The sequence below is a fragment of the Pseudomonas lalkuanensis genome (assembly GCF_008807375.1).
Taxonomy (GTDB): Bacteria; Pseudomonadota; Gammaproteobacteria; order Pseudomonadales; family Pseudomonadaceae; genus Metapseudomonas; species Metapseudomonas lalkuanensis.
On record NZ_CP043311.1, the window covers coordinates 3,348,407 to 3,360,770 of the forward strand.

11 protein-coding genes are annotated in these 12,364 nt (G+C 63.0%); all 11 read left to right on the top strand.

The annotated features are described in order from the left end of the window. Positions 1-134: 134 nt before the first annotated feature. The 11 genes from FXN65_RS15635 (at position 135) to FXN65_RS15690 (ending at position 12,279) form a co-directional block, all read left to right on the top strand. Positions 135-2,363 carry an NADP-dependent isocitrate dehydrogenase gene (locus FXN65_RS15635; RefSeq protein ID WP_151134061.1) on the top strand — a complete coding sequence of 743 codons (2,229 nt, stop codon included), beginning with the start codon at positions 135-137 and terminating at the stop codon, positions 2,361-2,363. A 100-nt stretch (positions 2,364-2,463) separates the two neighbouring features. Continuing rightward, complete coding sequence (locus FXN65_RS15640) at positions 2,464-2,907, top strand: NUDIX hydrolase (protein WP_151134062.1); 444 nt, start codon at positions 2,464-2,466, stop codon at positions 2,905-2,907. 197 nt (positions 2,908-3,104) lie between these two features. Next, positions 3,105-4,223: a tRNA 2-thiouridine(34) synthase MnmA gene (mnmA, locus tag FXN65_RS15650; protein WP_151134064.1), complete on the top strand. Its 1,119-nt coding sequence runs from the start codon at positions 3,105-3,107 to the stop codon at positions 4,221-4,223. Continuing rightward, the gene (gene hflD / locus FXN65_RS15655; protein ID WP_151134065.1) at positions 4,220-4,840 is read left to right on the top strand and encodes a high frequency lysogenization protein HflD; all 621 of its coding nucleotides are present in this window, start codon (positions 4,220-4,222) and stop codon (positions 4,838-4,840) included. Before mnmA ends, hflD begins: the two co-directional genes overlap by 4 nt. Positions 4,841-4,948: 108 nt before the next feature. Beyond that, positions 4,949-6,319, top strand: coding sequence for an adenylosuccinate lyase (gene purB, locus FXN65_RS15660; protein ID WP_151134066.1), 1,371 nt, complete (start codon positions 4,949-4,951; stop codon positions 6,317-6,319). 60 nt (positions 6,320-6,379) lie between these two features. Next, on the top strand, positions 6,380-7,546 hold the full coding sequence (locus FXN65_RS15665; protein ID WP_151134067.1) for a ribosomal protein uL16 3-hydroxylase: 1,167 nt from the start codon (positions 6,380-6,382) through the stop codon (positions 7,544-7,546). Beyond that, positions 7,539-7,964 carry a GNAT family N-acetyltransferase gene (locus tag FXN65_RS15670; protein ID WP_151134068.1) on the top strand — a complete coding sequence of 142 codons (426 nt, stop codon included), beginning with the start codon at positions 7,539-7,541 and terminating at the stop codon, positions 7,962-7,964. The genes FXN65_RS15665 and FXN65_RS15670 overlap by 8 nt, the downstream gene beginning before the upstream one ends. Positions 7,965-7,972: 8 nt before the next feature. After that, entirely contained in the window at positions 7,973-8,602 is a 630-nt protein-coding gene (locus tag FXN65_RS15675; RefSeq protein ID WP_151134069.1) for a DUF7931 domain-containing protein, read from the top strand. After that, positions 8,599-9,408: a secretin N-terminal domain-containing protein gene (locus FXN65_RS15680; RefSeq protein ID WP_151134070.1), complete on the top strand. Its 810-nt coding sequence runs from the start codon at positions 8,599-8,601 to the stop codon at positions 9,406-9,408. Before FXN65_RS15675 ends, FXN65_RS15680 begins: the two co-directional genes overlap by 4 nt. A 508-nt stretch (positions 9,409-9,916) precedes the next feature. Next, positions 9,917-11,512 (top strand): isocitrate lyase, encoded by a 1,596-nt coding sequence (locus FXN65_RS15685; protein ID WP_151134071.1) that lies wholly within the window; start codon positions 9,917-9,919, stop codon positions 11,510-11,512. Between the two features lie 167 nt (positions 11,513-11,679). Continuing rightward, positions 11,680-12,279: a murein L,D-transpeptidase catalytic domain-containing protein gene (locus FXN65_RS15690; RefSeq protein WP_151134072.1), complete on the top strand. Its 600-nt coding sequence runs from the start codon at positions 11,680-11,682 to the stop codon at positions 12,277-12,279. Positions 12,280-12,364 lie beyond the last annotated feature (85 nt).

Sequence of the window (12,364 nt, forward strand, 5' to 3'; positions counted from 1 at the left end):
GCACAACGCTCTACTGGCGCTCCATTACCCCCGCGGCAATTCTCGACATAGCTCAATTCGACATTGGGCGAATGCGTCTACCAATGCGCTTCGAGACTCTGTGCGCGCCCAGAAAAGAAGAGAGTTAAACGTTAATGTCCAACCGTCCGAAGATTACTTACACCTTCACCGACGAAGCCCCCGCGCTCGCCACCTACTCGCTCCTCCCCATCGTCAAAGCCTTCTCCGCTTCAGCCGGCATCGACGTCGAAACCCGCGACATCTCTCTTGCAGGACGCATCCTGGCCACCTTCGCTGACAAGCTTGCAGCTGACAAGCGCATCGAAGACGACCTGGCCTACCTGGCAGTTCTGGCCACCTCGCCTGACGCCAACATCGTCAAACTCCCGAACATCAGTGCCTCCGTGCCCCAGCTCAAGGGCGCCATCGCCGAGCTGCAGGCACTGGGCTACGACGTGCCGAACTTCCCGGAAGACCCGCAGACCGACGAAGAAAAAGACGTCCGCGCCCGCTACGCCAAGGTCCTGGGCAGTGCCGTGAACCCGGTCCTGCGCGAAGGCAACTCCGACCGCCGCGCACCCGCCGCCGTCAAGGCCTACGCCCGCAAGCACCCGCACTCCATGGGCAAGTGGAGCATGGCCTCCCGCTCCCACGCCGATTACATGCGTGGCGGCGACTTCTTCTCCAGCGAGCAGTCCATCACCATGGCCAAGGCCGGTGACGTGCGCATCGAGTTCGTTGGCAAGGACGGCAAGGTAGAGGTCAAGAAGCAGCTCCCCCTGCAGGACGGCGAAGTCCTCGACAGCATGTTCATGAGCTGCAAGAAACTGCGCGCCTTCTTCGAGCAGACCCTGCAGGACTGCAAGGAAACCGGTGTCATGTGGTCCCTGCACGTCAAGGCGACCATGATGAAGGTCTCCCACCCCATCGTCTTCGGTCATGCGGTCAGCGTTTACTACAAGGACGTGTTCGACAAGTACGGCGAACTGTTCAAGGAACTGGGCGTAAACCCGAACAACGGCATCAGCAGCGTCTACGACAAGATCAAGGTGCTGCCGGCCTCCCAGCAGGAAGAGATCCATCACGACATCCACGAGGTGTACAGCCACCGCCCGGAAATGGCGATGGTGGACTCCGTGAAAGGCATCACCAACCTGCACATCCCGAGCGACGTGATCGTCGACGCCTCCATGCCGGCGATGATCCGCAACTCCGGCCAGATGTGGGGCAAGGATGGCAAGCAGAAGGACACCAAAGCGGTGATGCCGGAGAGCACCTACGCTCGCATCTACCAGGAGATGATCAACTTCTGCAAGACCAACGGCGCCTTCGACCCGACCACCATGGGCACCGTGCCGAACGTCGGCCTGATGGCGCAGAAAGCCGAGGAATACGGCTCCCACGACAAGACCTTCGAAATGACCGCCGACGGCACCATGCGCGTCGTGGCGGCCGATGGCACCGTGCTGATGCAGCATGAAGTGGAAGCCGGCGACATCTGGCGCGCCTGCCAGACCAAGGACGCCCCGATCCGTGACTGGGTCAAGCTGGCCGTTACCCGCGCCCGCCTGTCCAACACCCCGGCCATCTTCTGGCTGGACCCGGAGCGCGCCCACGACCGCGAGCTGCGCAAGAAGGTCGAGCTGTACCTGCAGGACCACGACCTGACCGGCCTGGACATCAGCATCAAGGGCTACAACGAAGCCATCCGCACCAGCATGGAGCGCCAGATGCGCGGCCAGGACACCATCTCGGTGACCGGCAACGTACTGCGCGACTACCTGACCGACCTGTTCCCGATCATGGAACTGGGCACCTCGGCCAAGATGCTGTCCATTGTTCCGCTGATGGCGGGCGGCGGCATGTACGAGACCGGTGCCGGCGGTTCGGCACCCAAGCACGTGCAGCAGTTGGTTGAAGAGAACTACCTGCGCTGGGATTCCCTCGGCGAGTTCCTGGCCCTGGCCGTTTCCCTGGAAGAAACCGGTATCAAGACCGGCAACGCCAAGGCCAAGGTACTGGGCAAGACGCTCGACGAAGCCACTGGCAAGCTGCTGGACAACAACAAGTCCCCGGCGCGCAAGGTTGGCGAGCTGGACAACCGTGGCAGCCACTTCTACCTGGCACTGTACTGGGCCCAGGCCCTGGCCGCGCAGAACGACGACGCCGAACTGAAGGCGCACTTCGCTCCGCTGGCCAAGACCCTGACCGAACAGGAAGCGACCATCGTCGCCGAACTGAACGGCGCCCAGGGCAAGGCCGTGGATATCGGCGGCTACTACCGCTCGAACCCGGAACTGACCAGCCAGGTGATGCGCCCCAGCGCCACCTTCAACGCTGCGATCGACGGCCTGCTGGCTTAAACGCCACAGGACGACAAAGGAAACCCCGGGCATTGCCCGGGGTTTCTTTTTTCCACCATCCACGACTTATGATGTCGCCCCCTTTTCCGGAGCCTAGCCGATGACCTGGCAACCCCATATCACCGTCGCGACCATAGTCGAGGACCAGGGCCGTTTCCTCCTGGTGGAGGAAGAAGCCGATGGCCGCGCCGTGTTCAACCAGCCCGCCGGCCACCTGGAAGCCAACGAAACCCTTCTCGAAGCCGCGCTGCGCGAAACCTTCGAGGAAACCGGCTGGGAAGTGGAGCTGACCGCCGTCACCGGCATCTACCTCTACACCGCGCCCAGCAATGGCGTGACCTACCAGCGCGTCTGCTTCGCCGCCAAGCCGCTGCGCCACCATCCGGACCGCGCTCTGGACGAAGGCATCATCGGCCCACGCTGGCTGACCCGCGACGAGCTCCTGGCCGAGAAGGACCGCTGGCGCAGCCACCTGGTCCTGCGTTGCATCGACGACTACCTGGACGGCGAGCGCTTCCCCCTCAGCCTGATCCGCGTCGCCTGAACACCCCAGCCCAAAGAACCCGCTTACGATCTTGCGAGCTAGAGCCATGCAAGGCCAAAGCAGGTGAGGAAGCGGAGTTTACGGCTGTAAATGAGCATTCCGAACCTGCTTTCAACGCAGCAGGGCCGACGCGCAGCTGATCGCGAGCCGGTTCTGATAGAATTCCGCTTTTGCGTACACGACCAGTGCAGATTCCCATGCGTGATCCAGCCAATACCCGCGTCATAGTCGGCATGTCCGGCGGCGTCGACTCCTCGGTCTCCGCCCTCCTCCTGCTCGAACAGGGCTATCAGGTGGAAGGCCTGTTCATGAAGAACTGGGACGAGGACGACGGTACCGAATACTGCACCGCCAAGGTGGACCTGGCCGACGCCCAGGCCGTCTGCGACCGTATCGGCATCAAGCTGCACACAGCCAACTTCGCGGCGGAGTACTGGGACAACGTGTTCGAGCACTTCCTTGCCGAGTACAAGGCTGGCCGCACGCCGAACCCGGACATCCTCTGCAACCGCGAGATCAAATTCAAAGCCTTCCTCGACTACGCCCTGTCGCTGGGCGCGGACCTCATTGCCACCGGCCACTACGTGCGCCGCCGTGACATCGATGGCCGCACTGAACTGCTCAAGGGCCTGGACCCGAACAAGGACCAGAGCTATTTCCTCCACGCCGTTGGCGGCGAGCAGATCGCCCGCACCCTGTTCCCGGTAGGCGAACTGGAGAAGCCGGAAGTACGCGCCATCGCCGAGAAACATGGCCTGGCCACGGCTCGCAAGAAGGACTCCACCGGCATCTGCTTCATTGGCGAGCGTCGTTTCACCGATTTCCTCAAGCAGTACCTGCCCGCCCAGCCCGGCGACATCGAAACCACCGAAGGCGAGGTCATCGGCCGCCATCACGGCCTGATGTACCACACCATCGGCCAGCGCCAGGGCCTTGGCATCGGCGGCATGAAGGACGCCAGCGACGACCCTTGGTACGTACTGGCCAAGGACCTCTCGCGCAATGTGCTGATCGTCGGCCAGGGCAACGAGAACCCCTGGCTGTTCTCCCGCTCGCTGAAAGCCTCCGACATCTACTGGGTCAACCCCGTCGACTTCAGCCAACCGCGCCACATCAAGGCCAAGGTTCGCTATCGCCAGAGCGACCAGCCCTGCACCCTGGAAAAGACCCCGGACGGTTACATCGCGGTATTCGACGAGCCACAGCGCGCCGTCACTCCAGGCCAGTCGGTGGTGTTCTACGACGGCGAGATCTGCCTCGGCGGCGGCGTGATCGAAAGCGCCACCCCCTGGGATGCCGGAGTCCAGCGCCCATGAACCAGACCCGCGAGCAACTGGTCGCCCTCGGCGCCGTCTTCGAAGCGGCCGCCCTGGTCGACCGGATAGCCAAGACCGGCCAGATCAGCGAGCCGCCCCTGGGCTGCATGCTCGGCAGCCTGCTGATCCGCGACCCGAAAGACACCCTGGAAGTCTACGGCGGCGACGACATCAACCTGCGCGATGGCTACAAGGCCCTGGTCAGCGCCCTGGAGCGCGAGCCCGCCAGCCTGCAGCGCGAACCCCTGCGTTACGCCCTGGCCTTGCTTACCCTGGAGCGCCAGTTGGCCAAACGCGGCGACATGCTGGAAGTCATCGGCAATCGCCTGGACCAGATCCAGCAGCAGGTACAGCACTTCGGCCTGGTGCACGACAACGTCATAGCCGCCTGCGCCAGCCTCTACCAGGACACGCTTAGCACCTTCCGCCAACGCATCCAGGTGCATGGCGACATGCGCCACCTGCAGCAGTCCAGTAACGCCGCGAAAATCCGCGCCCTGCTGCTCACCGGCATCCGCGCCGCGCGCCTCTGGCGCCAGTTGGGCGGCAATCGCTGGCAACTCCTGTTCAGCCGCCGCAAGCTGCTCAACGAGCTGTACCCGCTCCTGCGCGGCTGACCCTGCCGCGCCATGTGTCGTCGGCCATGGCGCACAGGCAGCGAGCAAGACGAAAACCATGTATGATGTGCGCCCCTTTTCGTTGACCGATCGTCCGAGAACGCCCTCATGCAGCTTTCCTCGCTCACCGCGGTTTCCCCCGTAGATGGCCGCTACGCCGGCAAAACCAGCGCTCTGCGCCCGATCTTCAGCGAATACGGCCTGATCCGTTTTCGCGTCCAGGTAGAGGTCCGCTGGTTGCAGCGCCTTGCCGCCCATGCCGGCATCCCGGAAGTCGCGCCCTTCTCCGCCGAAGCCAACGCCCTGCTCGACAAGCTGGCCGAAGACTTCCAGCTGGAGCATGCCGAGCGCATCAAGGAAATCGAACGCACCACCAACCACGACGTGAAAGCCGTGGAATACCTGCTCAAGGAGCAGGCCGCCAAGCTGCCCGAGCTGGCCAAGGTCAGCGAGTTCATCCACTTTGCCTGCACCAGCGAGGACATCAACAACCTGTCCCACGCCCTGATGCTGCGTGAAGGTCGCGATCAGGTCGTGCTGCCGCTGATGCGCCAACTGGCCGACGCCATCCGCGACCTGGCCGTACGTTTCGCCGATGTTCCGATGCTGTCCCGCACCCACGGCCAGCCAGCTTCGCCGACCACCCTCGGCAAGGAAATGGCCAACGTCGTCTACCGCCTGGAGCGCCAGATCGCCCAGGTAGCCGCCGTACCGCTGCTGGGCAAGATCAACGGCGCCGTGGGCAACTACAACGCCCACCTGTCCGCCTACCCGGACGTGGATTGGGAAGCCAATGCCCGCGAATTCATCGAAGGCGACCTGGGGCTGGACTTCAATCCCTACACCACCCAGATCGAGCCGCACGACTACATCGCCGAGCTGTTCGACGCCGTTGCCCGCTTCAACACCATCCTCATCGACTTCGACCGCGACGTCTGGGGCTACATCTCCCTCGGCTACTTCAAGCAGAAGACCATTGCCGGCGAGATCGGCTCCTCGACCATGCCGCACAAGGTCAACCCGATCGACTTCGAAAACTCCGAAGGCAACCTCGGCATCGCCAACGCGCTCTTCCAGCACCTGGCCAGCAAACTGCCGATCTCCCGCTGGCAGCGCGACCTGACCGACTCCACCGTGCTGCGCAACCTCGGTGTCGGCTTCGCCCACAGCGTCATCGCCTACGAGGCCAGCCTGAAAGGCATCGGCAAGCTGGAGCTGAACGCCCAGCGTATCGCTGAAGACCTGGACGCCTGCTGGGAAGTCCTCGCCGAGCCGATCCAGACCGTGATGCGCCGCTACGCGATCGAAAACCCGTACGAAAAGCTCAAGGAGCTGACTCGCGGCAAGGGCATCAGCCCGGAAGCCCTGCAGACTTTCATCGATGGCCTGGACATCCCGACCGAGGCCAAGGCCGAACTGCGCAAGCTCACCCCCGCCAGCTACATCGGTAACGCCGTAGCCCAGGCCAAGCGCATCTGATCGGTTTCGAACCAATGCACGCCCGGCTGTGCCGGGCGTTTTTATTTCAAAGGCTTAGACATGAATCCTGACACTCCTCTTCAACTTCTGGGCGGCCTTACCGCGCGTGAATTTCTGCGCGATTACTGGCAACAGAAGCCGCTCCTGATCCGCCAGGCCATCCCCGGATTCGAAAGCCCCATCTCTCCCGACGAGCTCGCGGGCCTTTCCCTGGAAGAGGAAGTCGAGTCCCGCGTGGTACTTGAGCACGGCGAGCGCCCCTGGGAAATGCGTCGCGGCCCCTTCGCCGAAGACACCTACCAGAACCTGCCGGAGCGCGACTGGACCCTGCTGGTCCAGGCGGTCGACCAATTCGTCCCGGAGGTCGCCGAACTGCTGGAGCACTTCCGTTTCCTGCCCAGCTGGCGGATCGATGACGTGATGATCAGCTACGCCGCGCCGGGTGGCGGTGTAGGACCGCATTTCGACAACTACGACGTATTCCTCCTGCAAGGCCACGGCCGCCGCCGCTGGAAGATCGGCCAGATGTGCGACGCCGAGAGCGCCCTGCTGCCCCACGCCGACCTGCGCATCCTCGCCGACTTCCAGCAGACCGATGAATGGGTCCTGGAGCCTGGCGATATGCTTTACCTGCCGCCGCGCCTGGCCCACTTCGGCATCGCCGAAGACGACTGCATGACCTATTCAGTCGGCTTCCGCGCCCCCAGCGCCGCCGAAGTGCTGACCCACTTCACCGACTTCCTCGCGCAGTTCCTGCCGGACGAGGAACGCTACAGCGACGCCGGCACCGCCCCCGCCAGCGACCCGCACGAGATCCAGCGCGACGCCCTGGACCGCCTCAAGCTCCTCCTCAACGAGCACATGAGCGACGAGCGCCTGCTACTGACCTGGTTCGGCCAGTTCATGACCGAGCCGCGCTACCCGGAACTGGTCGCCGGCACCGATGTGGAGGAAGCGGACTTTCTCAGCGCGATCGAAGACGGTGCGGTACTGCTCCGTAACCCCAGCGCGCGCCTGGCCTGGTCCGAAGTGGATATCGGCCTGGTGCTCTTCGCCAGCGGCCAGAGCCGCCTGCTGCCAAGCAGCCTGCGCGAACTGCTCAAGCTGATCTGCGCTGCCGAAGCATTGCATTTCGACAATCTTGGCCAATGGCTGGGCGATGAGGACGGGCGTAAGCTTCTTCTGGAACTGATCAAGCAAGGAAGTCTGGAGTTTGCCGATGAGTGAGATACACGTCCGCGTTGCCGACTGGCAGAAGGACAATGCCGACCTGCGCCGCATCCGTGAGGCCGTGTTCATCGCCGAGCAATCCGTCGCGCCGGAACTGGAGTGGGACACCGAAGATGCGGAGGCCGTGCACTTTCTCGCTTTCGAGCGGGACTATGCTATCGGCACCGCCCGCCTGCTGCCGGATGGTCATATCGGCCGGGTTTCGGTACTCAAGGACTGGCGCGGACTGAAGGTGGGCGACCGGCTGCTGCAGGCGGCCATCGCCGAAGCCGAACGCCGCGGCCTGAAGCGCCAGATGCTCTCGGCCCAGGTCCACGCCACCGCGTTCTACGAACGCCACGGCTTCAAGATCGTCAGCAGCGAATTCCTCGAGGCTGGCATTCCCCACGTGGACATGGTGCGCGAAAGCCAGTAGAGGCAAAGATGAACGAAAACACCCCGGAAAGTACTGAGAACGAAGTCGAACTGCCGGCAATCGAGTTCCAGTCGCCGGGGCGTTTCAGCGTTCACAACCCCTCGTCGCTGCAAGCTGAGGCACCCGAATGGGAACCCGCCCCGTTCGGCCTTGGCAGTCATGATCGCCTCGAACGCTTCAGCAATCCGGACGACGCCCGCGCCCACGCCCTTTCACTCATGCAGCAGGCGCGCCGCCGAATTTGCCTGTACACCCCGGACCTGGAGCCCTGGCTTTATCACAACAGCGCCATCCAGCAGGCCTGCACCCGCCTGCTGGTGAGCGATCCGAAATGCCAGCTGCGCATTCTGGTGCGTGACCTGAGCCGCGCAGTGAAAGAAGGTCACCGCCTGCTCAGCCTCAGCCGACGCGTTTCCAGCAATTTCCAGATTCGCCGGATCAACCCCGATCATCCTTCGGAAGACTTGGCATACCTGATAGCCGATGATCGCGGACTCCTCGTTCGCCCTGAGCCCGAGCAGTACGCCGGCTACGCCCTCTACAACGACCCCGGAAGGACCCGGCTGCAGCAGACCCGCTTCGACCAGGCCTGGGACCTGAGCATTACCGACCCCGATTTGCGGAGCTTCCTGATATGACCCCACGCGCCCTGCTCGCAGCCCTCCTCCTGCTCGTCTGCCTGCCCCTGCAGGCGGCGACGGAACTTATCCAGCTGCGCTACCGCACGGCGGATGAACTGCTGCCAATGGCGCAGTCGGTGCTGGGCAACGAGGGACGCGTCAGCGCCTACGGCAACCAGCTCATCGTCAACGCCGAACCGGCGAAGATCAGCGAACTGCGCAACCTCCTCGACCAGCTCGACACCCGACCGCGGCGCCTGCTGATCAGCGTCGACACCAGCGACAGCAACTTCCAGAGTGACCGCGGCTATGCGGTCAATGGTTCGGCCAGCGCCGGCGGCGTCGAAGTCCAGGCCGGCCGTGGCGAAGTCAATGGCCGTGACCAGGTCCGCATCATTCGCCGCAGCACCGACAGCCGCGGCGCCGGCGTGCAGCAAGTGCAAACCACCGAAGGCTACCCGGCACTGATCCAGGTTGGCCAGAGCGTGCCCATCACCACCACCAGCAGCGGCCCCTACGGCGAGGTGTACAGCAACACCGAGTACCGCAATGTGACACAGGGTTTCTACGTCACCGCCACCCTCACCGGCGAGCTGGTGCACGTCAGCATCAGCAGCAACCGCGACCGCCTCAACAGCAGCCAGCCCGGCGTGATCAACGTGCAGAGCACTGACACCAAGGTCAGTGGCCGCCTCGGCGAGTGGATCACCATCGGCGCCGTAAACGAGGACAGCCAGTCCGACCAGAGCGGCTTCCTGCGCCGCCGCACCACCCAGGGCCGTGAGGATATGACCCTGCGCCTGAAGGTCGACGCAGTCGACTGACAGCCTCTTTTCAGACCGCCCGGTCTCATCCTAAGGTCTTATGTAGTAGTCAAAAAAAAACACTACAAAACGATTGACGAACACTTGTTTGAAAGAGCAAGATGGCCTCGCTCCCGCTAGCCAGGGGTCCTGAACAGGGCCTCCGGGTCGCGCTCCAGCCAACCAGCCGAGCCGATCCGTGTTGTAACAGCCCATAAGGCAGTGCGACGAGGTTGCGACTGGAACGAGGTTGTCCTGAGGGACGGGGAAGCACCCGCAACAATCGCAGGATCGAAGGCAGTGCCCGGCAGATCGCCCAACGGTTTCCACGAACCGGCAAGTGATCGAAGAGCGCAAAACCACCCATCGATTTCGCGAGCGTCTGCAGTCAGTCACCCCTCCTCCAGCTACATCTCTCCAGTCGGTCCTTCGACGCGCTGCGGTGAGCAACCCGCAATAACCTTCAGAACGCAGGTTTTTGAGTGGGAAAGTCGGTGCTCAACCCCATACACACTTTGAAGGATTGACCATGTCCGCTTATCAAAACGACATCAAGGCCATTGCCGCTCTGAAAGAAGCGAACGGCAACAGCTGGAGCGCTATCAACCCCGAGTCGGTTGCCCGTATGCGCGCCCAGAACCGCTTCAAGACCGGTCTGGATATCGCCAAGTACACTGCGGCCATCATGCGCAAGGACATGGCCGAGTACGACGCCGACTCCTCCGTCTACACCCAGTCCCTGGGCTGCTGGCACGGCTTCATCGGTCAGCAGAAGCTGATCTCCATCAAGAAGCACCTGAAGACCACCAACAAGCGCTACCTCTACCTCTCCGGCTGGATGGTTGCCGCGCTGCGCTCCGACTTTGGCCCGCTGCCCGACCAGTCCATGCACGAGAAGACTGCCGTTTCCGGCCTGATCGAAGAGCTCTACACCTTCCTGCGCCAGGCTGACGCCCGCGAACTGGACCTCCTGTTCACCGCCCTGGACGCCGCTCGCGCCGCTGGCGACAAGGCCAAGCAGGACGAAATCCAGGCTCAGATCGACGGCTACGAAACCCACGTAGTACCGATCATCGCCGACATCGACGCCGGCTTCGGTAACGCTGAAGCTACCTACCTGCTGGCCAAGAAGATGATCGAAGCGGGTGCCTGCTGCATCCAGATCGAGAACCAGGTATCCGACGAGAAGCAGTGCGGCCACCAGGACGGCAAAGTGACCGTTCCGCACGAAGACTTCCTCGCCAAGATCAACGCTGTTCGCTACGCCTTCCTCGAGCTGGGCGTTGACGACGGTGTAATCGTTGCCCGTACCGACTCCTTGGGCGCCGGCCTGACCAAGCAGATCGCCGTTACCCGTCAGCCGGGCGACCTGGGCGACCAGTACAACTCCTTCCTGGACTGCGAAGAAATCTCCGCTTCCGAACTGCAGAACGGCGACGTGGTGATCAACCGCGGCGGCAAGCTGCTGCGTCCGAAGCGCCTGGCTTCCAACCTGTTCCAGTTCCGCAAGGGCACTGGCGAAGACCGCTGCGTCCTGGACTGCATCACCTCGCTGCAGAACGGCGCCGACCTGCTGTGGATCGAAACCGAGAAGCCCCACGTTGGCCAGATCAAGGGCATGGTTGACCGCATCCGTCAGGTCATCCCGAACGCCAAACTGGTGTACAACAACAGCCCGTCCTTCAACTGGACCCTGAACTTCCGCCAGCAGGTGTTCGATGCGTTCGTTGCCGAAGGCAAGGACGTCTCCGCCTACGACCGCGCCAAGCTGATGAGCGTCGAGTACGACGAGACCGAGCTGGCCCAGGTTGCAGACGAGAAGATCCGCACCTTCCAGCGCGACGGTTCGGCCCACGCCGGCATCTTCCACCACCTGATCACCCTGCCGACCTACCACACCGCGGCCCTGTCCACCGACAACCTGGCCAAGGGCTACTTCGCCGACCAGGGCATGCTGGCCTACGTGAAGGGTGTTCAGCGTCAGGAACTGCGTCAGGGCATCGCCTGCGTCAAGCACCAGAACATGGCTGGCTCCGACATCGGCGACAACCACAAAGAGTACTTCGCTGGCGAAGCTGCTCTGAAGGCGAGCGGTAAAGACAACACCATGAACCAGTTCCACTAAGAGGAACTGCCACCGGCCGACCACGCATCGGCCGGAGATGGCGAGTCAGAAGGACCCCGGTGCATGCACCGGGGTTTTTCTTTTCTGCACCGTGGCCAATGGTCTGCAACGTCTTGCCAGGTGAGGGCGCACTCCTAGAATCTGCAGAAAACCCCGGAGCTCCCGTCGTGTCGCGCTTCCTGCTGCTGATTCTGTTGTTCACCTCCCCCATCCTGCGCGCCGGCGACCTGGAACTGCTGGTCAGCCAGCCCCAACTGGGCGAGCTACTGGACAGGCTGAAAGCCAACAGGCACCCACACTTCGCCGTGGTGGACTATGGCCGTGCGTCCACCCTGCCCCGCTTCTACCTGTTCGACAGCCGCAGCCACGCCCTGCTGAGCAGCTTCCGCGTCGCCCACGGCAAGGGCTCGGACCCGGATCACGATGGTTACGCAGACAGCTTCTCCAACGACTTTGGAAGCCGCTCCAGCTCTCTGGGCCTGTTCCGCACGTCGCAGGTGTTCGACAGCGACGAGCCGGGCCACGGCCGCTCCATGCGCCTTATCGGACTCAGTACGAGCAACAGCAACGCAGAGGAGCGCGCCATCGTCATTCACGCCAATGCGTACATGGAAGATGACTTCATCCGCGAACACGGCGTACCCGGACGCAGCTACGGCTGCCTGGTCCTGGCACGAGCGGATCGCGACCGCGTGATAGCACAGCTCTCGGGAGGGGCGCTGATTTTCGCCATCAGCCAGAAGTTCCCATCAGTCGCCAAGGAATGACCCGAAGCGTGCACCAGGTCCCACGCAACAGCATTTCCACATCTCTGTCATTGTTCCGTCGCTTTTGGGAATTAGCGTCAGGTCT